General features: G+C 64.1%; 19 protein-coding genes. 14 read left to right on the top strand and 5 right to left on the bottom strand.

The window, feature by feature from the left end; all coding sequences use genetic code 11:
• The first annotated feature begins 50 nt into the window (after positions 1-50).
• The 7 genes from LB557_RS10815 (at position 51) to LB557_RS10845 (ending at position 8,356) form a co-directional block, all read left to right on the top strand.
• Positions 51-2,693: a LuxR C-terminal-related transcriptional regulator gene (locus LB557_RS10815; RefSeq protein WP_224523776.1), complete on the top strand. Its 2,643-nt coding sequence runs from the start codon at positions 51-53 to the stop codon at positions 2,691-2,693.
• Between the two features lie 80 nt (positions 2,694-2,773).
• Positions 2,774-3,895, top strand: coding sequence for a class II histone deacetylase (locus LB557_RS10820; RefSeq protein WP_224640976.1), 1,122 nt, complete (start codon positions 2,774-2,776; stop codon positions 3,893-3,895).
• Positions 3,896-3,899: 4 nt separating this feature from the next.
• A complete protein-coding gene (gene urtB, locus LB557_RS10825) occupies positions 3,900-4,757 on the top strand; it encodes an urea ABC transporter permease subunit UrtB (protein WP_224640978.1) in 858 nt (285 codons plus the stop codon).
• Positions 4,754-5,737, top strand: coding sequence for a branched-chain amino acid ABC transporter permease (locus LB557_RS10830; protein WP_224640979.1), 984 nt, complete (start codon positions 4,754-4,756; stop codon positions 5,735-5,737). The genes urtB and LB557_RS10830 overlap by 4 nt, the downstream gene beginning before the upstream one ends.
• Complete coding sequence (locus LB557_RS10835) at positions 5,737-6,441, top strand: ATP-binding cassette domain-containing protein (RefSeq protein WP_140617462.1); 705 nt, start codon at positions 5,737-5,739, stop codon at positions 6,439-6,441. The genes LB557_RS10830 and LB557_RS10835 overlap by 1 nt, the downstream gene beginning before the upstream one ends.
• Before the next feature lie 2 nt (positions 6,442-6,443).
• On the top strand, positions 6,444-7,145 hold the full coding sequence (locus tag LB557_RS10840; protein WP_224640982.1) for an ABC transporter ATP-binding protein: 702 nt from the start codon (positions 6,444-6,446) through the stop codon (positions 7,143-7,145).
• A 41-nt stretch (positions 7,146-7,186) separates the two neighbouring features.
• Positions 7,187-8,356, top strand: coding sequence for a substrate-binding protein (locus tag LB557_RS10845; protein ID WP_140661558.1), 1,170 nt, complete (start codon positions 7,187-7,189; stop codon positions 8,354-8,356).
• Between the two features lie 37 nt (positions 8,357-8,393).
• On the opposite strand, the gene LB557_RS10850 is transcribed toward LB557_RS10845, so the two are convergent.
• Both LB557_RS10850 and LB557_RS10855 read right to left on the bottom strand, forming a co-directional pair.
• Entirely contained in the window at positions 8,394-10,040 is a 1,647-nt protein-coding gene (locus tag LB557_RS10850; RefSeq protein ID WP_224640983.1) for an acetolactate synthase large subunit, read from the bottom strand.
• Between the two features lie 31 nt (positions 10,041-10,071).
• Entirely contained in the window at positions 10,072-11,031 is a 960-nt protein-coding gene (locus LB557_RS10855; protein WP_224640986.1) for a LysR family transcriptional regulator, read from the bottom strand.
• Positions 11,032-11,134: 103 nt separating this feature from the next.
• Between LB557_RS10855 and LB557_RS10860 the strand changes: the two genes are divergently transcribed.
• The 3 genes from LB557_RS10860 (at position 11,135) to LB557_RS10870 (ending at position 13,677) form a co-directional block, all read left to right on the top strand.
• Entirely contained in the window at positions 11,135-12,124 is a 990-nt protein-coding gene (locus LB557_RS10860) for a zinc-dependent alcohol dehydrogenase family protein (protein ID WP_224640987.1), read from the top strand.
• A 185-nt stretch (positions 12,125-12,309) separates the two neighbouring features.
• Complete coding sequence (locus LB557_RS10865; RefSeq protein ID WP_224640990.1) at positions 12,310-12,609, top strand: zf-TFIIB domain-containing protein; 300 nt, start codon at positions 12,310-12,312, stop codon at positions 12,607-12,609.
• Between the two features lie 75 nt (positions 12,610-12,684).
• Positions 12,685-13,677: a Tim44 domain-containing protein gene (locus LB557_RS10870; RefSeq protein ID WP_224640992.1), complete on the top strand. Its 993-nt coding sequence runs from the start codon at positions 12,685-12,687 to the stop codon at positions 13,675-13,677.
• 25 nt (positions 13,678-13,702) lie between these two features.
• Here the strand turns inward: LB557_RS10870 and LB557_RS10875 are convergent, their stop codons facing one another.
• Entirely contained in the window at positions 13,703-14,800 is a 1,098-nt protein-coding gene (locus tag LB557_RS10875; RefSeq protein ID WP_224640994.1) for a lactonase family protein, read from the bottom strand.
• Between the two features lie 198 nt (positions 14,801-14,998).
• On the opposite strand from LB557_RS10875, the gene LB557_RS10880 reads away from it, so the two are divergent.
• From LB557_RS10880 to LB557_RS10890, 3 genes are read left to right on the top strand one after another with little or no spacing between them, the layout of a single operon-like run.
• Positions 14,999-15,550 (top strand): MaoC family dehydratase, encoded by a 552-nt coding sequence (locus LB557_RS10880; protein WP_015319047.1) that lies wholly within the window; start codon positions 14,999-15,001, stop codon positions 15,548-15,550.
• 2 nt (positions 15,551-15,552) lie between these two features.
• On the top strand, positions 15,553-16,713 hold the full coding sequence (locus LB557_RS10885; protein WP_015319048.1) for a CaiB/BaiF CoA transferase family protein: 1,161 nt from the start codon (positions 15,553-15,555) through the stop codon (positions 16,711-16,713).
• Positions 16,710-17,858 (top strand): extracellular solute-binding protein, encoded by a 1,149-nt coding sequence (locus LB557_RS10890; RefSeq protein WP_181177810.1) that lies wholly within the window; start codon positions 16,710-16,712, stop codon positions 17,856-17,858. Before LB557_RS10885 ends, LB557_RS10890 begins: the two co-directional genes overlap by 4 nt.
• A 9-nt stretch (positions 17,859-17,867) precedes the next feature.
• Here LB557_RS10890 and LB557_RS10895 read toward each other — a convergent pair whose 3' ends face one another.
• Positions 17,868-18,707, bottom strand: a complete 840-nt coding sequence (locus LB557_RS10895) for an amidohydrolase family protein (protein WP_224640996.1) — start codon at positions 18,705-18,707, stop codon at positions 17,868-17,870.
• 63 nt (positions 18,708-18,770) lie between these two features.
• Positions 18,771-19,556 carry an IclR family transcriptional regulator gene (locus LB557_RS10900; protein WP_015319051.1) on the bottom strand — a complete coding sequence of 262 codons (786 nt, stop codon included), beginning with the start codon at positions 19,554-19,556 and terminating at the stop codon, positions 18,771-18,773.
• Between the two features lie 168 nt (positions 19,557-19,724).
• On the opposite strand from LB557_RS10900, the gene LB557_RS10905 reads away from it, so the two are divergent.
• Positions 19,725-21,044: an ABC transporter substrate-binding protein gene (locus LB557_RS10905; protein ID WP_224640998.1), complete on the top strand. Its 1,320-nt coding sequence runs from the start codon at positions 19,725-19,727 to the stop codon at positions 21,042-21,044.
• Positions 21,045-21,127 lie beyond the last annotated feature (83 nt).

Consider the following 21,127-nt stretch of genomic DNA (forward strand, 5'->3'; position numbering starts at 1 on the left):
CCAGCCTGGCATCGCCTCACCATCGCCGGTGGGTACGGCGCGAGAGCATCTTGTCGAGGCTGGAGCGGCATGTCGACACGCGCATCGTGCTGTTCGCCGCGCCCGCCGGCTTCGGCAAATCGACGACGATGGCGCAATGGGCGGCCGAAGTCGCGCGCCACGGCCGGCTGACGGCCTGGCTGTCCTGCGAGGCGACGGACAATGACGAAGGCGCCTTCCTGTCGCATCTGGTGGGGGCGTTGCGCCATCTCGTCCAGAACCCGGCCGAGCTCGACCTCGCCTTCCAGTCGAGCCCCATCCCGCAACTCGACGTGGTGCTTGCGGCACTCGTGTCGGGTTTGGCGGCACGCCACGCCGACATCACCCTGTTCTTCGACGACTATCACGCCATCGATGCACCGGCGGTGAAGCGGTTCATGGAACGGCTGACCCGGCAGGCACCAACCAATGTCGTCTTCGTCATCGGTTCGCGCAACCTGCCCGAGCTGCAGCTCGGCAAGCTCAGGGTGCTCGGCGATATCTTTGAAATCGGCCCGGACGATCTGCGTTTCGCCTCGTCGGAAGCCGAAGCCTTCTTCAACGACAAGCTTGGCCTCTCTGTCAGCAGCGGCACGGTGGAAACACTGTGCTCGCGCACCGAAGGCTGGGCCGCCGGCCTGCAGCTCGCCTCGCTGTCGCTCGGTGCGGCCCATGCGCCCGAAACAGTCATCGGCAATTTCACCGGCGCCAACCGCAACGTCGCCGACTTCCTGATGGGAGAAGTGTTCCTGGAACTGCCGCCGGCGCTGGCGAAGTTCCTGCTCTATTCCTCGATTTTCGAGCGCTTCAGCGCCGAGGCCTGCCGGGCGGTGATGCGGGCGGCGGACGCCGAGGTTGCCATCACCGAGATCGAGACCCGCAACCTGTTCCTGGTGCCGCTCGACGAGGAACGGCGCTGGTTCCGCTATCATCACCTTTTCCACGACTTCCTCAGCCGTGAAATGGAACGGCGCGAGCCGGAGATGATCGCACCGCTGCACCTGGCGGCTTCGGAATGGTTCGGCGAACGCAAGATGCTGACCGAGGCCATCGGCCATGCGCTCGCCGCCGGCGACGAAGCCCGCGCCGCGGTGTTCATCGAGAACAACGCGCTCGAACTCATCGCCCAATGCCAGCTTCTCTATGTGCGCCAGCTGCTGGCGCTGCTGCCAAGGAAACTGATCGACCAGCGCATCCGGCTGCAACTCGTCGTGCTGTGGCTTGCGGTGCACAGCAGCCAGCCCGAGATTGCCCAGCAGACCCTCGCCAATGCGCGCCAGCTCGTCGAAACCGGGCCGACCGATAGCAAGGATCCGGGCACGCTGACCGGCACGACCATCGAGGCGGAACTCGAGGTCCTTGCAGCGGCCGTGCACAGCACGCTGGAACAGTTCGAGGACGCGCGCGACACCGCACTGGCGGCCCTGCGCATCATAGCCCCCGATGCGTGGTTCATGGAAGGCGCGACGGCAAACGTCATCGGCTACAATCTATACGCGCTGGGCGACCTTGAGGGGGCACGCGCTGCTGTGGATGCGGCGCGCAAGGCCCATGAGCGAAGCGGCAGCCTGCTCGGCGTCACCATCGCCAACTGCTACATGGCCGTCATCGAGCGGTCGGCCGGCCGCCTGCCCGCGGCCGAACGGCTGCTGCGCAACGCGATCATCGAGGCCAGGACGCGGATCGGCGCCAACTCCTATGCCGAGGCCCTCGCCGGAACGCTGCTTGCCGAACTCGCCTATGAGACCAACGCATCCGGCGAAGCACTGGCGCTGGTCGAGAATCTCGGGCCGCTGATCGAGGGCGCAGCGGTCATTGTCTATCCCCTGGCCAGCGTGCCGACCTATGCCCGGGTGCTGCAGCTGACCGGTCGCGGCCAAGCCGCCCTCGACATGCTGGAGCGCGTCTACCAGCGCGTGCGCGGCTCCGTCTACCGCCGCCTCGCTTCGGTGCTGGTGCACGATCGCATCCGGCTGCTTCTTGACCAGAACCGCACCCCGGAAGCCCGCGCGCTGCTCGACGAGCATCGCCGCGAAAGCGCTGAAACCGCCTCTACCGTCGCCAATGAATTCGAGTTCTTCGCCGAAGGCCGGCTGCTTACGGCGGAAAAATCCTACGCGGCGGCGGCGGCGATTTTCGACGCGCTGCTGGAGCGAACGAAAAGCAGCGGGCGCATGCGCCGGCACATACTGGCGCTGATCCTGCGCGCCAAGAGCGCCGGCCATGACCAGCGGGAAGCAGACCGCCATCTGCACGAAGCATTGCGCCTTGCGCAACCCTCGGGCTTCATCCGCTCCTTCGTCGACGAAGGCAAGTCTGTCGTCGAGGGTTTGATGCGGCTCCGGGCGGCCCAGGCAAAGGCCGACCCGTCACTGTCGGCCTATGCGACGCGCATCATCGATGCCGCGCAGACGATGCCCGTGACGACGCGCAAAACAGCCGCCCCGACGGTCGAGAAAGAACAGCTCACCCAGCGCGAGTCCGAGCTGCTGCACTTTCTGTCGGAAGGCATGTCAAATCGCGATATCGCCGTTGCACTGTCGGTAAGCGAAACGACGGTGAAGTGGCATTTGAAAAACATCTTCGGCAAGCTCTCGGTATCGAACCGCGTCCAGGCAGTGCGCGCCGCGCAGGTCGCCGCAAACCTCCGCACCCCTCCGAAAGGAGGGGCATAGATGACTGACATGGCCCCTCTTTAGGGTCGGGCCGGGCGATTGTTAGCCTGCTAGCGTCTGGTTTTTAGAGGATGCCGCGGATGGCGACAGGCTACGTTTTTCACGAACAGCTGATGTGGCATGATACCGGCTCCAGCGCCGACATGATGCCTCCCGGCCGTTTCGTGGAACCTGGACGCCACCTGGAATCGCCTGGATCCAAACGACGGCTCAACAATCTCATCCAGGTCAGTGGCCTGGCACGCCATCTGGTTCCGATCATTGCCGAACCGGTAACGGTGGAAGACCTGCTGCGCGTCCACACGCAACGCCACGTCGATGATATCAGGATGCTGAGCGAAGGCGGATCCGGTTTCGCCGGGCCTCAGGCACCGATCGGCCTCAACAGTTTCGACATCGCGCTGTTGTCCGCCGGCACCACCTATGCCGCGATGCGTGCGGTGCTGACCGGCCGCGTCGACAACGCCTATGCGCTGGCGCGGCCGCCCGGGCACCACGCCGAACCCGACCAGGCCATGGGCAATTGCCTGTTCTCCAACATCGGCGTCGCCGTGCGGCGGCTGCAGCACGAGGGCCTGCTCGGCCGTGCCGCCGTGGTGGACTGGGACGTGCATCACGGCAATGGCACCGAGACGGTGTTTTATTCCGATCCGTCGGTGCTGACGATTTCGCTCCATCAGGACAATCTATACCCGACCGGACGCGGCGCGCTGGCCGACAATGGCAAGGGCGAAGGCGAAGGCTATAACATCAACATCCCATTGCCGGCCGGCAGCGGCACCGGCGCCTATGAAGCCACGTTCGACCGCGTCATCGGCCCTGCCTTGCGCGCGTTCAAGCCCGATCTCGTCATCGTCGCTTCCGGTTTCGACGCGTCCGGCTTCGATCCGCTCGGCCGCATGATGCTCAACAGCGAATGTTTTCGCCGCCTTGCCGCGCGCATGGTGGCGTTTGCGGCCGAAGTCTCGAACGGACGGCTGATGATGAGCCATGAAGGCGGCTATTCCGAGGGCTATGTGCCATTCTGCGGCCACGCCGTCATAGAGACGCTGGCCAATCACCGCACCGAGGTGGTCGACCCGCTGTCGGACCATATCGACGAGTGGGCGGGGCAGGACCTGCAGCCGCATCAGGCGGCGGTGATCGATGCCGCTGAAGGCCTGCTCACGGGCTTGCGCCAACGCCTCGCCAGCGCGGCCTGAAGCGATGGATTTCGCCATCACGACATTGCTCAATGCGCTGACGCTGATCAGCATCCTGATGCTGGTCGGGCTCGGGCTCGCCATCAGCTTCGGCCTGATGAACGTGACCAATCTGGCGCATGGCGAGTTCGTCACTGTCGGCGCCTTCGCGGTATACTTCATCCAGAGCATGGGCGGTTCGTTCTGGCTGGGCCTGGCGGCGGCGCCGATCGCCGGTGCCGTGGTCGGCTGCATCCTGGAATTCGCCATCATCCGCCATCTCTATTCGCGGCCGGTCTCGACCGTGCTCGCCACCTGGGGCGTCAGCCTGATCCTGCAGCAAGGGCTGGAGCTGACCTTTGGCCTCGGCGCCAAGCCGGTGACGCCGCCGATCGAGGGCACGCTCGACCTCTTCTTCACCGTCTATCCGGCCTATCGGCTGATCCTGATCGGCATCGCCATGCTGACCCTGCTCGGCGTCATCCTGCTGATCAGCCGCACATCCTTCGGCCTCGATATCCGCACCGTCATCCAGAACCGCGAAATGGCGGAGGGCGTCGGTATCAACACGCGCCGCACCTACGCCATCGCCTTCACCTTCGGTGCGGCAATCGCGGGGCTGGCTGGGGGACTGGTCGCGCCGCTGGCGATCGTGCTGCCGCAGATGGGGGTGAACTATCTCGCCAACGCCTTCTTCGTCGTCATCGTCGGCGGGGTCGGCTCGATCGGCGGCCTCGTCGCCGGCAGCGTCTTCGTCGGCGGCCTGACCAGCATCCTCAACTACCAGATATCGCCTTCGCTGGCGCAGGCCGTCGTGCTGCTGGCGGCCATCGTCGCCGTGCGGGTGCGGCCCAACGGCCTGTTCAACGGGGCGTCGCGATGATCGCCCGGGACCGCAACTGGCTGCTGATCTTCGCCGTCTGCGTGGCGCTTGCCATCGCCTATCTCTTCTTCGCCGACGGCTACCAACTGACGGTGATCCGCGACGCGCTGATCTTCGGCCTGTTCGCGGCGAGCCTCGACTTCTTCTGGGGCCGCACCGGAATCCTGTGTTTCGGCCACGCCGCCTTCTTTGGCATCGGCGGCTACATCATGGCATTGGTCACGCTCAATGACGCGATCCCCTTCGCCAGCCTTGTCGGCATCACAGGCGCGGTCGCGGGGGCGGCCTTCGTCGCCGCCATCATCGGCTACTTCCTGTTCTTCGGCGGCATACGCGGCAGCTACTTCACCATCGTCACGCTGGCCATGGGCGTTATCTGCCAGCAGGCGGCCATCTCCTGGAGTTCGGTCACCGGCGGCGATAGCGGCCTGATCGGGATCCCGCCGATCGAATTCGATTTTGGCGGCCGGCATGTCGATCTCAGCCAGGACCTGTCGAGCTATATGTTCGTCGCAGCCATCGTGACGGTGGCCGTTTTGTCGCTGTGGTCGATCAGCCGTGGCCGCTGGGGCACGGTGCTGACCGCCATTCAGGACAATGAGGTCCGGGCGGCGGCACTCGGCCACAATGCGCCGTTACGGCTGCTCGTCACCTTCATCCTTTCGGCAGCCATCGCCGGGCTTGCTGGCGCGCTCTATGTCTGCATGGCCGGGCTGGTTGCCCCCGATCTGTCCGGACTGCTTCTGTCGACGGAGGTCATTGTCTGGGTGGCGGTCGGCGGGCGCGGCACGCTGCTTGGCCCAGTGCTGGGCGCAATCTTCATCCAGCGCGCACAGCAGACGATCAGCAGCTTCAATCCGAGCCTGTGGCCGCTGCTGCTGGGCTGCGTCTTCGTCATCATCGTCTTTGTCCTGCCGGACGGCATCCTGTCGATCTATGCGCGGCTGAAGAGCCTGTTCAAAGGCAGGAGCCAGGCCTGATGAGCGACGTCCTGCTCCAAGCCGAAAATGTCGGCATCCGCTTCGGAGGGTTGCAGGCCCTCGAAGGATTGAACCTGACGGTCCGCGACAAGGCGCTCTGCTGCATCATCGGCCCGAACGGCGCCGGCAAGAGTACCTTCCTCAACGTGCTGACCGGCACGTTGCGCCCGACCAGCGGCAGCGTCCATTTCCTCGGCCGCGACATTGCCGGCCTGCCGCTGCATCGCATCGCCCGGCTCGGCATTGCCCGCAAGTTCCAGATCCCGTCGGTCTTCCCGAGCCTCTCGGTTGAGGACAACCTCAAGGTCGCACGATGGGGTGCCCCCTCCCCGGCGCGGCCAATCGGTGAATTGATGGAACTGGTCGCGCTGACCAATCGTGCTGCCACATTGGCCGGCGAACTGGCGCACGGCCAGAAGCAATGGCTGGAGATCGGCATGGCGCTGGCCATCGAGCCACGGCTGCTTTTGCTCGACGAGCCAACCGCCGGCATGACGCCGCAGGAGACGCTGGCGACGGCCGAAATGCTGCTGCGGCTGAAGGGCGAGTTCTCGATCGTCGCCGTCGAGCACGACATACGCTTCGTGCGGGCGCTGAATTGCGAAACGCTGGTGCTGCACCAGGGTCGCCGGCTTCGCAGCGGTCCCTTCCACGACATCGAGGCCGACGAGATGGTCCGCGACGTCTATCTGGGGAGGCGCTGACCATGCTGCGGACACTTGCCGTGTCGGCCGGCTACGGCCTGCTCCCGGTGCTGAACGGCATCGACCTCGGCGTCGCGGCGGGCGAAGTGGTCGGCCTGCTCGGCCGCAACGGCGCCGGGAAGACAACGCTGCTGCGCGTCATCGCCGGGGGCCTGAAGGCGAGCGGCGGTGCGGTGGTTCTCGGCGACCGGGATCTCACCAATGCCCCGGCCTTCCGCCGCGCGCGGGCGGGCATCGCCCATGTGCCGCAGGGCCGCGGTATCTTCAACCAGCTGACGGTGCGGCAGAACCTGGAAGTCGGCACGCGCGCCGCCAAGGATCGTGGCGACGGCGACATTCCAGCCGACATCTTTGGCTATTTTCCCATCCTTCGCGAGCGCGAGGCGCAGACCGCCGGTACGCTCTCGGGGGGCCAGCAGCAGATGCTGGCGATAGGCCGCGCGCTGTGCGGCCTGCCGTCGGTGCTGCTGCTCGACGAGCCTTCGGAAGGCATCCAGCCGAACATCGTGCAGTCGATCGCCGAGCTGGTGCCGCGCATCGCGCGCGAGCGCGGCATCGCCATCGTCCTGGTCGAGCAGAATCTCGATCTCGTCCTCAAGGCGGCGGACCGCTGCCTGGTGATGGAGAAGGGCAGGATCGTGCATGAGGGCACGCCGGAAGCATTCGCCGACGAGACCCTGCTGAAGGACCTCTTGGCTTTGTAAGGCGTGCATGGGGCGCGCCTGGACTGGAAGGGAACACGACAATGATAAACAGAAGAACTGTTCTGAAATCCGGCGGCGCCGCGGCCGCCTTCGCAATGGTCGGCGCGCCGGGAATCCTGCGCGCCGCAGACACGGTCAAGGTCGGGCTGTCGATCCCGATCACCGGGCTGCAGGCGATCCTCGGCGAGACGCTGCTCAACTGCTACAAGCTCGCCGCCGCCGAACTCAACGCCGCCAACGGCATTGGCGGGCGCCAGGTGGAGCTCTTCATCGAGGACAACCAGACCACGACCAAGGGCTCCATCGACAAGGCCCGCAAGCTCCTCAACGAGGACAAGGTCGACGTAATCATGGGAACGATCATTTCGCCCGAGCGCAGCGCCACGCTTTCCGTCACCTCGAAGGCCAAGAAGCTGTTCTTCTACCCGACCAATTTCGAGGGCGGCGAATGCAATCGCTACTTCGTCGCCACCGGACCTATCCCGATGCAGCAGGTAGACCCGATGATGCCGTGGGTGGCCGAAAACCTCGGCAAGACCATCTACATCATGGCGTCCGACTATGCCTGGCCGCAGAAAATGACCGAGGCGATCACAGCGGCCTATGAAAAGGCCGGCGGCAAGATTGTCGGCGCCGACTATTATCCGTTCGGCACCACGGATTTCGGCCCGGCCTTCCAGAAGATCAAGTCGCTGAAGCCCGACGTCGTGTGGTCGATGGTGGTCGGCAACGACGCCGTCACGCAGCTCAAGCAGTATCGCAGCTTCGACATCAAGCAGCCTCTGATCGCACCGCTCGACGAGGTCTTCAACAAGGACGCGCTGCCGCCTGGCGTCGCCGCCGGCACCTACGCGCCGCAGCCCTACTGGATGGCGCTCGACAACCCGGTCAACAAGAAGTTCATCGCGAACTTCCGCGAAAAATTCGGCCAGGAGAAGATGGTCAATGGCATCGGCGAGGCCGGCTATAACGGCCTGCATCTCTACGCGCTGGCGGCGGAGAAGGCCGGCTCGCTGAAGGACGACGATGTGCTCAAGGCGCTGCCGACGATCGAGTTCGATGCGCCACAAGGCAAGATCCGGGTCGATGCCAGCAACAACCACACACTCTGCCATTCCTATGTCGGCAAGGCGGCGGCGGACGGCATCGGCTACGAGATCGTCAAGGATTTCGGCACGATCGCGCCGGTAACGCCTTACTGCAAGCTGTAGGCATCAACCGATCCTGACGGCGGCTTTGCCGCTGCCGTCAGGGTGCCTTTGGCGCCGGCAGTCGCTCGCGCAATTCGTCGACGAGCACCCTGGTGTTTTCGGAATAGTCGATGGGCACCACGACGAGATGCACGCCGCCGCCGGCGAAGGCCTGTTCCAACGCCGGTTGCAGGTCGGCTATCGCGCCAACCCTGGTGCCCCTGGCGCCATAGGCTTCGGCGTATTTGACGAAGTCGGGATTGCCGAAGGTCATGCCGAAATCCGGGAATTCGTCGACAGCCTGCTTCCAGCGTATCATGCCATAAGCGTGGTCTTCCAGCAGCAGGATGACGAGGTTGAGCTTGAGCCGAACAGCAGTCTCCAGTTCCTGGCTGTTCATCATGAAACCCCCATCGCCAGCGATAGCCATGACACGACGCTGGGGATAGAGCAGTGCCGCCATCATCGCCGACGGCAGGCCGGCACCCATGGTGGCCAGCGCATTGTCAAGCAGCAGCGTGTTGGCCATGCGCGTGCGGTAGTTGCGCGCGAACCAGATCTTGTACATGCCGTTGTCCAGCGCGAGGATCCCATCCGCCGGCATCACGGCGCGCACGTCATGTACGATGCGCTGCGGCGTGAAGCGGTCTTCGGTGGCGCGCGCGGCGATGCGGCTCAAAATGCCTTCGCGCAGCGGCAACAGGGCCTGCGCATTGGGAATCCTGCCCTCGACGCGGTCCGCCAGCAGCGCCAGCGATGGGCCGAGGTCGCCGACGATCTCGGCCTGCGGGAAATAGACCTGCTCGACATCAGCCGTCTGGTAGCCGACATGAATGACCTTCGGCCCCTTCGCCCCCATGATGAAGGGCGGCTTCTCGACCGTGTCGTGGCCGATGGTGATGATCAGGTCGGCCTGTTCGATGGCCTCGTGCACGTAGTCGCGTTCCGAAAGAGCCGCCGTGCCCATGTAGAGTTCGGTGCCGCCGGGCACCGTGCCCTTGCCCATCTGCGTGGTAAAATAGGGAATCTGCGTTCGCAGCACGAACTGGGCGACATCGGGAGTCACCCGCGGGCGCGACGCCGCGGCGCCGAACATCAGCAGCGGACGCTTGGCCTCGATGATCATGCAGGCGGCGCGATCGAGCGCGCCAGCGCTGGCCAGGGGCAATTCGACGGGATGTGTCGGCACCAGCGCGATCGGCTCGCATTCCGCCGCCGCAATGTCTTCCGGCAGTTCGAGGTGCACGGGGCCGGGGCGCTCTTCCTGGGCGACGCGGAAGGCTTCGCGCACCAGCGACGGGATCATCCTAGGCGAGACGATCTGGCGCGACAGCTTGGTCAGCGGCTTCATCGCCGCGACGATGTCGACGATCTGGAAGCGCGCCTGCCGGGACGACAGGATGCCCTTCTGGCCGGTGATCATGATCATCGGCATCGCGCCGAGCAGCGCATAGGCAGAGCCGGTGGTCAGATTGAGCGCGCCGGGGCCAAGTGTTGTGATGCACACACCCGGCTTGCCGGTGAGCCTGCCATAGGTGGCGGCCATGAAGGCCGCCGCCTGCTCGTGGCGCGTCAGGATCAGCTGGATCGACGAGCGGCGGATGGATTCGACGATGTCGAGATTTTCTTCGCCCGGAATGCCGAAAATTCGTTCGACCCCTTCATTTTCGAGGGCCGCCACGAACAGATCCGAACCCTTGGTCATCAACCGTCTCTCCTGCGATGCGCACACCCTATCAGCCACCTTCATATGGCACCGGAACGTCACGCCTCAAAGAGCGCAAGCCGTCTGTTGGCGCCATCATTTTCGGCAAGGCGGCCGCCAGTGCGTCGACGGCCAACCGGACCTTGAGCGACAGATGCGGCGTCCGCAGCCAGAGCGCATGGCAATCGTAGGGATAGCGTGGCTGGTCCGGCAACAGCTCGACCAGCGTGCCGGCCTGGATGCGCTTGCGAGCCAGCCAGTAAGGCAACCACGCCAGCCCCATGCCGTCGACGGCCGCATCGGCGATGGCATCCAGATCGTCGAGCCGCAGCCGGCCGTTTGGGGTGACCTCGAGCGCAGTCTGTCCCTCGCGCGGAAATAGCCACGGCTGAACGATCATGCCGGGCCGGTGGTAGACAATCGCCTGGTGATCGGCGAGGTCCTCGATCCGCCGTGGTTCGCCATGAATTTCCAGATAGGAAGGCGCGGCACAAACGACCATGTCCTGGCGTGCAAGGCGACGCGCGATCACGCCAGCCTTATCGTCCAGACCGCCGGTCCGGATGGCGAGGTCAAAACCGTCCTCGGCGAGATCGGCGAAGCGGTCGCTGAGCGACAGGTCGAGTTGCAGCATTGGATATTGCCCTGCCAGCTTCAGCAGCACGGGGGTGACGCAATGGCGCCCGAAATGCGCCGGCATGGTGACGCGCAGTTTTCCGCGCGGTTCCGCGAGCTGGTCGGCGGCGAGCGCATCGGCGGCTTCGGCCTCGGCCAGCACCAGGCGGCACCGCTCATAATAGGCGCGGCCGAAATCGGTCAGGCTCTGGCGGCGCGTGGTCCGGTTGATGAGACGCATGCCAAGCCGCTCCTCGAGAAACCGGACATGCTTGCCGACCATCGGTCCGGATAGATCGAGCGCGGTGGCCGCCGCCGCGAACGAGCCAAGATCGACCGCCCTGACGAACACGGCCATGCTCTCGAGCCTATCCATATTCGAAACTCCTGGTTTCTACTGAACAATCCAAACAGCCGTTTATCGCACAAAGCTTTCGCGTCATAGCTCATTCAGTGTCAGATATTTTGGAGTGAGCCAAATGGCCCGTATCATTCGCTTCCACCAGCATGGCGGTCCCGAGGTCCTGCGCATCGAGGAGGTCGACCTTCCGCCACCGGGCCCGGACGAGGTTCAAATCCGCGTCAAGGCGCTCGGCCTCAACCGCGCCGAGGCGCTGCTGCGCGCGGGCAGCTACATTGAGACACCCGTCCTGCCCTCCGGGCTTGGGCTGGAAGCGGCGGGCGTCATCGAGGCAATTGGCGAAGGCGTGATGGGGCTGGCACATGGTGACGCCGTGAGCGTCATCCCGCCGCAATCGATGGTTCGCTGGCCGGCTTACGGTGAGCTTGTCACCTTTCCCGCGGGGCTCATCGTCAAGCATCCGGCGTCCCTCGACTGGCAAACCGCGGCGGCGGTCTGGATGCCGTACCTCACCGCCTACGGCGCCCTGATCGACATCGCCAGGCTGCGCCGCGAAGAGGTCGTCGTCATCACGGCGGCTTCGAGCAGCGTCGGGCTTGCGGCGATCCAGATCGCCAACAGCGTTGGCGCGATAACGATCGCGGTGACGCGGACATCGGTGAAGAGGCAGGCTCTGCTCGACGCCGGCGCGGCGCATGTCGTGGTCCTTGAGGAAGAGGAACTTGCCGACAGACTGAGCCAGATCGCCGGGCCGCAAGGCGTGCGCGTGGTGCTGGATGCGATCGGCGGGCCGATCTTAGAGCCGCTGACGGCGGCGATGTCGCGCGGCGGCATTCTGATCGAATATGGCGGCCTCAGCAGCCAGCCGACGCCGTTCCCGTTGCCTGCGGTACTGGGCAAGACACTGACATTGCGCGGCTATCTCGTGCATGAGATCACCGGCAACCCGGAGAAGTTGGAGGCGGCCAAGGCATTCATCCTCGAAGGCCTCGCGGACGGCGCGCTCAGGCCGATCATCGACAGGATCTTTCCCTTCGACCGGATCGTCGAGGCGCATCGCTATCTCGAATCGAACGGGCAGTTCGGCAAGATCGTGGTGACTGTTTGAGCAGCAAATCGTTCTCACCGGCAACATTGCCCCTTGAAGGCTTCGCCCCGCATTCCTAACTCCCGTGTGCGGGCCGGGCCCCTCTGACTGTCGCTTTGGCGACCGTGATGTCGGACCGCTTCAACGGGCCCGTTTCCATTCGTTTCGGTTAAGCGGGCTCATTCCTTTCTGGTTAGGAGCCCCGCATGACATCTTCCCTCCTTGGCATGGTTTGCCCCTCCTGCCGCGTCGCCCTCGTGATGAGCGAACGCCAGGGGATCGAGATCGACTACTGTCCGCAGTGCCGCGGCGTCTGGCTCGATCGTGGCGAACTCGATAAGATTGTCGAACGGTCCGGCAGGGACGCGTCGCCCGCGCCGCAGCCACAGCCGGCGCCGTTTGCCCAGCCGCAACACGGCCGGGACCGCGATGACGACTATTCCCGCTCGCATGGCCACCGCTATCCGAAGCGAAAGAAATCATTTTTCGAAGAGCTGTTCGATTGACCATATGAGCCCGGTCTTCCCGAGGCCAGCCCTTTGCCGAAAACGTCCGAAACCACAGCGATAAAGGTCACCCCGATGATTTCCCGCACAAGCCGATTTGCCACCCTCTTTGCCGGCCTGTTCCTTGCATTCTCCATGGTCGCGATCGACCATGCCGAGGCGCGGCGCGGCGGCAGCTTCGGCAGCCGCGGCACACGCACGTTCCAATCGGCACCGCCGACCCGGACCGCGCCGGCGCCGACCGCGCCGGTCGAGCGTTCGATGACACCCAACACCGGCGTGAACAATGCGGCCCGGCAGCCGCAGGCCGGACTGCAGAGGCCCGGCTTCATGAGCGGCTTCGGTGGAACGATGATGCGCGGCCTGCTGATCGGCGGCCTGATCGGACTGCTCCTTGGCCAAGGTTTCGGCGGCCTCGCCGGCATGTTCGGATTCCTGCTCCAGGCCCTGCTCATCGGTGGCGCGATCATGCTGGCCATCAGGTTCTTCCGGTCGCAATCCGCGCGTGGCCCCGCGCCCGCGCTCGCCGGCATGGGCGATGCCCAAGCTTCACGGTTCGAGAACCGCGCAACGGCACAGCAGAACACGAGCAGCGCTGGCTCCTTCACAATTCCCGGGTTTGGCGGCGGATCGGGCGGAGGCTACGAGACCACCCGATCCGAAGAGATCACGCTGGCCCAGGCCGACCTTGACGCGTTCCAGCAGCTGTTGACCGATGTCCAGGAAGCGTTCGGGCGCGAAGACCATGCGGCATTGCGCCGGTCGGTCACGCCCGAGATGGTATCCTATCTCTCGGAAGAGCTGGCCGACAATGCCCGGAAAGGTCTCAGGAACGAAGTGTCCGACGTCACCCTGCTGCAGGCCGACATCGCGGAAAGCTGGCGCGAGGATGACCGCGACTACGCCACGGCGGCGTTGCGCTACGAGTCTCGCGACGTGATGCGCGAACGGGCGAGCGGCAAGGTCGTCGAGGGCGACGAAGAGCATCCGACGGAGACGACCGAGTTGTGGACGTTCACGCGCCAGAATGGCTCGACCTGGAAGCTCTCGGCCATCCAAGAGGCTTGAGCCCGGCTAGTCTGCTGGCCGGCGGTCACGCGACGATCTTGACACACATCGGCGTGCCGATCTCGATGCTGCGCCCGGTATTGGTCAGCATGCCGTTGCCGGCGTCGCGGACGAAGATCGAAATGCGGTCGGCATTCTGGTTGGCGGAGAACAGATGGCCGCCCGAAGGCGTCAGCGCCAGGTTGCGTGGCGTGGCGCCTCCGCAAGGGACATAGCCGACAAGACTTAAGCTGCCGGTCTGCTGGTCGACCGCCATGATGACGACGCTGTCGTGGCCACGGTTGCCGCCATAGACGAAACGGCCGTCCGGCGAGATCTGGATATCGGCGCAGTGATTGCTGTCGCGGGCCTCGGCCGGCACCGCCGGCTTGGTGTCGATGATCGATAGCCTGCCGGTCGCATTGTCGAGCGCCATCGACGCGACGGTCGAATCCAGCTCGTTCATGACAAAGACAAAGCGGCCGTTCGGGTGCAAGGCAATGTGACGCGGGCCGGCACCCGGAGGGAGCGCGGACTCTGCGAGCTTCACCAGACTTCCGTTCTGTCCGATCCGATAGGACACCAGCCGGTCGATGCCGAGATCGGCGACGATTGCCGTTCCACCGGCAATGGTTTCGGTGACGCTGTGGGCATGCGAGCGTTCGTGCCGCGTCGCGTTGGGGCCGGTGCCTTTGTGCGAAACGCTGGCCAATGGCGCGGACAATGCGCCCTCCCCGTCGAAACCATACACGGCCACCGCACGGTCCGGACCACCCTCGCCCATGCCGTAATTGGCGACGAGGAGTTTGGTGCCGTCGCGCGTGACGGTATTGTGCGCCGTGATGCTGCCCAGCGATGGCTGTTTGTTCAAATAGGCGAGCGTGCCCGAGCCGCGATCGAAGCTGTAGGCCGAGACCGTGCCCTCGCGCCAGGAGAAGACTTCCGAATTGGCGTAGATGCGCGAGCCATCCGGCGTCAACGACAGGAAGGTCGGGTTGTCGATATCATTCGTCTCGGCCAGCTTTCTTGTTTCCAGCGTTTCCTCGTCGAAGCCGTAGACACCAAGGCCGACGCCTCGCGCACCCTGAAAATAAGGCGCTTCGCGGTTCAGGCTGCCGACGAAGACCAGACAGGCTTTGCGCATGTTTTCCCTCCCTGCCCGCCGGTGCTCAGTGCCGTGGGACCGCCAAAATTTCGCTTGTCCTCGCTTGCAACGCGACCCCATATGTGAAAATAGTATTTACAAAAGAAGATTGACGGGAGGAGACGTCGTGCACCCAGGCGCTTTGAAGCGTGCTCGAATGGCTGGATGGGCGCTCTCGCGAGCCCGGTGGACTACGCCATGAGCGATTTCGCGCCAACCGTTGGCGTTGTCTCGACGCATCCCAGGAATATGCCCGCCGATCATGCCGCCCTGCCGGTGTGGAACGCCGAGAACTGGTTCTATGAGGACTGGCCGGTCGGCCAGAAAATCCGCTCGCTGCGTCGCACCATGGCCGAGGGCGACTGTCACCTTTTCAACACACTGGTGCTCGACATCCATCCTTACGTGCAGGACCAGATGTTTGCCGAGAGCGAGGGCATTTTCGGCAAGCGGCTGATTGCCGGCGCGTTCGTCTTCTCGGCGGGCCTCGGGCTGGTCGCCACCAACTGCGTCAACGCTTTTTCCTATGGCTATGACAAGCTACGATTCATAAAGCCTGTCTTCATCGGCGACACGATCTATTCGATCCGTTCCAACCTCGACAAACACCCCCGCTACAAGGAGATGGGGCTGATCCGCGCCAGCTACGAGGTGTTCAAGGGCGAAGGCGAGCTCGTTCTTTATTGCGAGCATCTGCAGACGGTGAAGTACCGCAACCCTGCCGATTTCGTCGGCAAGACGGAGAAGTAGAAATGCCGGCAGCAGCCGAATTGCCGCTAGCCGGTCTCGTCGTCGTCGACATGAGCCAATTCCTGTCCGGACCCTACTGCTCGCTCAGGCTGCTCGATCTCGGCGCCCGCGTCATCAAGATAGAGCGTCCTGACGGCGGCGACCTGTCGCGCCGGCTCTATCTCAGCGACACCGAGATCGGCGGCGATTCCACCATCTTCCATGCCATCAACCGGGCCAAGGAAAGCCTCGCCATCGATCTGAAGAACGAGGCGGACCTCAATACATTGCGCGGGCTGCTGGCCAAGGCCGATGTGCTGATCCAGAATTTCCGACCGGGCGTCATCGAGCGCCTTGGGCTCGACTACGAGACCGTCCGCCAGATCAATCCGCGCCTGGTCTATGCCTCGATCAGCGGCTATGGCGAGGATGGCCCGTGGGTGAAGCGCCCGGGCCAGGATCTGCTGGCGCAGTCGCGCTCCGGCGTGATGTGGCTGAACGGCGACGAAGACCAGGGACCGGTGCCGTTCGGCCTCGCCATCGGCGACATGCTGGCGGGTGCGGCCTGCGCGCAAGGCATCCTGGCCGCACTGGTGCGGCGCGGCATCACAGGCCAGGGCAGCCATATCGAGACCAGCCTTCTGGAAGCGCTGGTCGACTTCCAGTTCGAGGTGCTGACCACGCATCTCAATGACGGGCGCCGCCTGCCTAGGCGCTCGAGCTTCCGCAGCGCGCATGCCTATCTCTCGGCGCCTTACGGAGTTTATCCGGCCAAGGACGGCTATCTCGCCATCGCCATGACGCCGATCCCCAAGTTGGCCGACCTTTTGTCGCTCGATGAATTGGCTCCCTATCGCGACAAGCCGGCATCCTGGTTCACCGCGCGCGACGATATCAAGGCAATCATCGCCCAGAGGATCGCGACCAAGACCATCGACGACTGGCTGGCCATTCTCGAACCCGCCGACATCTGGTGCGCCAAGGTGCTGACCTGGCCGGAGATGCTGGCAAGCGAGGGTTTTCAGGCCCTCGACATGCTGCAGACGGTGACGCGCGAGGACGACGTCTCGATCCTCACCACCAGTTCGCCGCTGAGGGTCGACGGTATCAGGGCCAAGGTCGACCGCGCGGCACCCCGTATCGGCGAGCACAGCGCAAAAATCCGCGAGGAGTTCGACCTGTGAGCCTCAAGCTTAGGGGTATGACCTGGAGCCATCCGCGTGGCTATGATCCCATGGTTGCCTGCTCGGCGCTATGGCGCGAGCGGACGGGAGTTGCCATCGAATGGGACAAGCGTTCGCTGCAGGATTTCGAGTCCTTCCCGGTCGAGGAGTTGGCGCGCGCCTACGACCTCATCGTCATCGACCATCCGCATGTCGGCCAGATCACCGCGGAGCGCTGCCTCGAGCCTCTCGACGTCGCCGGCCCCGAGGCGGAACGCGCCGCGCTTGCGTCGGGGAGCGTTGGCCAGTCCTATCCGAGTTACACATGGCAAGACCGGCAATGGGCGTTTCCGATCGATGCGGCCAGCCAGGTGCAGGCCTGGCGGCCGGACGCGCTCGATGCGCCGGCAGCGACGTGGAGCGAAGTGCTCGATCTCGCCCGGCAAGGCCGCGTGCTGCTGCCGCTGCGACCGCCGCATTGCCTGATGACCTTCTACACGCTGGCCGGTAATCTCGGGCATCCCTGCGCGACCGATCCGTCGGGCGATCTCATCGCTGTCGAGACGGGCTGCGAAGTCTTCGAGACGATGCGTGAGATCGCCGCGCTGGTCGACCCGACGTGCTTCGACATGGACCCGATCGCCGTTTCGGAACGCATGGCCGAGGCTGGTTCCAGCATTGTCTGCGCGCCGCTGATCTATGGCTACGTCTCTTATGCGGCGTCGGGTTTTCGCGCCAACAGGTTGGCTTTTGCCGACATCCCGGCGGTCGGTTCCAATGGTCCGATCGGCTCGGCGCTCGGCGGCACAGGCATAGCCGTATCAGCCTTCTCCAAGGCTAAAGAGGCAGCGATCGATTTTGCCTATTGGGTCGCCAGCGGCGATGTCCAGCGTGGCATCTATGCCGCCGCCGGCGGCCAGCCGGGCCATGCGGCTGCCTGGGAAGACCAGACTATCAATGAAGTGGCCGGCAACTTCTATCGAGGCACGCGCGCGACGCTGGAGGGCGCCTGGGTGCGGCCGCGCCATGACGGCTACATGGCGTTCCAGCAGGCGGCGTCAGACCGCATCAATTCCGGCCTGACCTCCGGCCATCCTGCCGGCCGGGTCGTCGCCGATCTCATCAGCCTGTTCCGGGCCAGTTCCCCCTCGCCTGGCGAGAGCTGAGCGAGGTCGCTATTTCAACCGCCAAAGCTTGCGGGCATTGCCCGACAACAGCCTGTCACGCTCCGAAAAGCTGCAACCCGAGAGCAGCGCATGGGTCGCCGCCACCCAGGTCGAGAGACCGCCACCAAGCGTGCAGACCGGCCAGTCGCTGCCCCAGACGACACGGTCCCAGCCGAACGAATTGATGGTGTGTTCGACGTAAGGCCGCAGCGTATCGACGGTCCAATTGGCGGCGTCGGCATAGGCGACCACGCCGGAAATCTTGGCCATCACGTTCGGGCGCCGTGCGATCTCGCTCATGTGTTCGCGCCAGGGATGCTCGGCTCCGCCCTTGATGTCGGGAACGCCGCAATGGTCGAGGACGAACTGGACGTCGGGCGCCAGTTCGGCGAGCGCGATCGCCTTGGGAATCTGATGCGGCAGCACGACGAGGTCGAAGGTCAGGCCGGTGCCGCCAAGCCGCTTGATGTTGTCACGGAACAGCGCGCCTTCCGAAAGATCGTCCGGCACGACGTGAAGGACGCGGCGGAAACCCTTGACGAAGGGGTTTGTCCGCTGGCGTTCGAGATAAGCCTCAAAGTCAGCGTCTTCGGGACGGCAGGATGCTATTGTCCCAGAGAGCATGCTGCCCGCTTGCCGCGAGAGGCCCTCGACACGGGCGGTCTCCGCCTCGATGTCGGCCGGGTCGACATCGACCTCCATGTGCAGCACGCGTTCGACACCGGCACGCTTTGCCTCCGTGGCGTATTCCTCATAGGAGAAATCGCGGTTCAGTGCCGGTACGCCGGCAAGCCAGGGGTAGCGAAGCGCCGAGCGATCGATGAGATGCAAATGGGTGTCGATGATCATGGCGGGCTCCTCCCCTATATTTTTCACATCATCTCACGGAGGAATTCTTCATTCAAATAAGAATTATGTCGATGAGCCGACGGCCGACCCGGCCAAACGCGAAAGCTTCTCACACGTTGCCAGCAGCAGCTCGATGGTGCGCGTTATGTCCGGCGCGGACGGAGCGTTGACGACGGTGATGTAAGGAATTGAAAGCGCCGCGATGGCCTTGCCGTCGGAACTGCGCACCGGTGCCGACAGATTGTAGACGCCGGCGGTCTGCATCGAGGCCATCATCTCATATCCCCGTTCCCTAATCTGGTCCAGGCGGGCAAAGAACTCGGGCGGCTGCGCCGTATTGTCGGTGCTGCGGACATGTTCGGAGATCATCATCTGGCGCTCCTCCTGCGAACGGAAGGCGAGCAGCACATGTCCCGAACCGGTGTCGAACAGGCTGATGTGGGAGCCGACCCGGATCGAAATCCCCCAGTAGTTTGGCGCTTCCTGCTGGCCTATCACCACAGCGGAACCACGATCAAAGACAACGAGTTGATTGGCCTGCTGCGAGGTCTCGGCCAGCTCCCGCATCAGCGGCGTCGCATAGGAAACCAGCCGCCGCACCGGCGCGTGCAATTGTGCCAGGCCAAACAGCTTGAGCGTCAGCGAATAACGGTCGCCATCGAGCCGCGTGACGTAGCCGCGCCGTACCAGCCGGTCCAGCATGCGGTAGAATTCATTGGGGCTGCGGTCGAGCTTCTTGGCGATTTCCGCCTGGGTCAGGCCACCGTCCACGCCCGCTAGAAGCTCAAGGATGTCGAGCCCCTTGTCGAGGGCCGGCGCGCGATAACGCTCGTCTTCGCTGTCGTCCATGGCTCATCCCTCCAGTGAATTCAACTCTTCATATACGCAGGAACGAGGCCGGCGGAAACAAATTTCGCCTTGACGTACGGGTGAATGTTTTGTTTGTATATGAATGTAGCATTTCTTGTCACGTGACGAGTTGCGGGCGCCACCGAGGCGCACCCAGGGAGGATACCAATGAACAGACTGCTTTCCGGCGTATGCGCCGGCGCATTGATGCTTGCGTCAGGCGCAGGCACCGCCCTTGCCGGCGACCTGCCCGGCAAGTTCGACGGCGTGACCGTCGACGTGAAGCTGATCGGCGGCCAGCAATATGAGAAGCTCTACGAGCGCATTCCCGAATGGGAGAAGGCGACAGGCGCCAAGGTCAACATCCTGACCAAGAAGAACGGCTTCGACATCGACAAGGAATTGAAGTCCGACATCGCCTCGGGCAGCACCAACTGGTGCGTCGGCTGGAATCATTCCTCCTTCGCGCCGCAATACACCGGCCTCTACACCGACCTCAGCAAGCTCCTGCCGAAGTCGGAGATCGACGCCTTCGTGCCATCGACGATCAAGGCGGCAACCATCGACGGCAAGCTGGAAATGCTGCCGCGCGCGCAGTTCGACGTCTCGGCGCTCTACTACCAGAAGAGCCTGTACGAGAACGCCGACAACAAGACCAAGTTCAAGGCCAAATACGGCTATGACCTGGTGCCGCCGGACACCTGGAAGGAAGTCACCGACCAGGCTGAGTTCTTCGCCAACCCGCCCAATTTCTACGGCACGCAGTTTGCCGGCAAGGAAGAGGCGATCAATGGCCGCTTCTACGAAATGGTCGTCGCCGAGGGCGGCGAATATCTCGACAAGAACGGCAAGCCGGTCTTCAATTCCGAAGCCGGCATCCGGGCGCTCGACTGGTTCGTCAACCTCTACAAGGCCAAGGCCGTGCCGGCCGGAACCACCAACTACCTCTGGGACGATCTCGGCCAGGGCTTTGCCTCGGGCACCGTCGCCATCAATCTGGACTGGCCGGGCTGGGCCGGCTTCTTCAACGATCCGAAATCGTCCAAGGTCGCGGGCAATGTCGGCGTCAAGGTCGCGCCGAAAGGCTCCGCCGGAGTGCGCACCGGCTGGTCAGGCTTCCATGGCTTCTCGGTGACCGAGAACTGCCCGAACAAGAAGGCAGCGGCATCGCTCGTATGGTGGCTGACCAACGAGGACAGCCAGAAGCTCGAGGCCACCGCCGGCCCGCTGCCAACGCGCACCGCGGTCTGGGATTGGGACCTGCAGCAGGCCGCCAACGACCCTTACAAGAAGGAGGTTCTGTCGGCTTTCCAGGAAGAAGCCAAGCACGCCTTTGCCGTGCCGCAGACGCCTGAGTGGATCGAGATCTCGAACGCCGTCTATCCCGAGTTGCAGGCCGCGATCCTCGGCGACAAGACCTCCAAGCAGGCACTGGACGAAGCCGCCGACAAGGCGACGCAGATCCTGCAGGACGCAGGCAAACTGTAAGCATTGCTCACAAGATTGCCTCCCTCATCCTCAATGGGGGAGGTAATCGCCTTTTGCCGGCGTTGTCCGTTTCATCATATCGG

It is taken from the genome of Mesorhizobium sp. BR115XR7A (assembly GCF_020165315.1).
GTDB lineage: Bacteria > Pseudomonadota > Alphaproteobacteria > Rhizobiales > Rhizobiaceae > Mesorhizobium > Mesorhizobium australicum.

What these genes read in the sequence shown, in the direction of transcription:
- LB557_RS10820 (WP_224640976.1), top strand. Translation starts at nt 2,774, where the DNA reads ATGGCGACAGGCTACGTTTTTCACGAACAGCTGATGTGGCATGATACC.
- urtB (WP_224640978.1), top strand. Translation starts at nt 3,900, where the DNA reads ATGGATTTCGCCATCACGACATTGCTCAATGCGCTGACGCTGATCAGC.
- LB557_RS10830 (WP_224640979.1), top strand. Translation starts at nt 4,754, where the DNA reads ATGATCGCCCGGGACCGCAACTGGCTGCTGATCTTCGCCGTCTGCGTG.
- LB557_RS10835 (WP_140617462.1), top strand. Translation starts at nt 5,737, where the DNA reads ATGAGCGACGTCCTGCTCCAAGCCGAAAATGTCGGCATCCGCTTCGGA.
- LB557_RS10840 (WP_224640982.1), top strand. Translation starts at nt 6,444, where the DNA reads ATGCTGCGGACACTTGCCGTGTCGGCCGGCTACGGCCTGCTCCCGGTG.
- LB557_RS10845 (WP_140661558.1), top strand. Translation starts at nt 7,187, where the DNA reads ATGATAAACAGAAGAACTGTTCTGAAATCCGGCGGCGCCGCGGCCGCC.
- LB557_RS10850 (WP_224640983.1), bottom strand. Translation starts at nt 10,040, where the DNA reads ATGACCAAGGGTTCGGATCTGTTCGTGGCGGCCCTCGAAAATGAAGGG.
- LB557_RS10855 (WP_224640986.1), bottom strand. Translation starts at nt 11,031, where the DNA reads ATGGATAGGCTCGAGAGCATGGCCGTGTTCGTCAGGGCGGTCGATCTT.
- LB557_RS10860 (WP_224640987.1), top strand. Translation starts at nt 11,135, where the DNA reads ATGGCCCGTATCATTCGCTTCCACCAGCATGGCGGTCCCGAGGTCCTG.
- LB557_RS10865 (WP_224640990.1), top strand. Translation starts at nt 12,310, where the DNA reads ATGACATCTTCCCTCCTTGGCATGGTTTGCCCCTCCTGCCGCGTCGCC.
- LB557_RS10870 (WP_224640992.1), top strand. Translation starts at nt 12,685, where the DNA reads ATGATTTCCCGCACAAGCCGATTTGCCACCCTCTTTGCCGGCCTGTTC.
- LB557_RS10875 (WP_224640994.1), bottom strand. Translation starts at nt 14,800, where the DNA reads ATGCGCAAAGCCTGTCTGGTCTTCGTCGGCAGCCTGAACCGCGAAGCG.
- LB557_RS10880 (WP_015319047.1), top strand. Translation starts at nt 14,999, where the DNA reads ATGAGCGATTTCGCGCCAACCGTTGGCGTTGTCTCGACGCATCCCAGG.
- LB557_RS10885 (WP_015319048.1), top strand. Translation starts at nt 15,553, where the DNA reads ATGCCGGCAGCAGCCGAATTGCCGCTAGCCGGTCTCGTCGTCGTCGAC.
- LB557_RS10895 (WP_224640996.1), bottom strand. Translation starts at nt 18,707, where the DNA reads ATGATCATCGACACCCATTTGCATCTCATCGATCGCTCGGCGCTTCGC.
- LB557_RS10900 (WP_015319051.1), bottom strand. Translation starts at nt 19,556, where the DNA reads ATGGACGACAGCGAAGACGAGCGTTATCGCGCGCCGGCCCTCGACAAG.
- LB557_RS10905 (WP_224640998.1), top strand. Translation starts at nt 19,725, where the DNA reads ATGAACAGACTGCTTTCCGGCGTATGCGCCGGCGCATTGATGCTTGCG.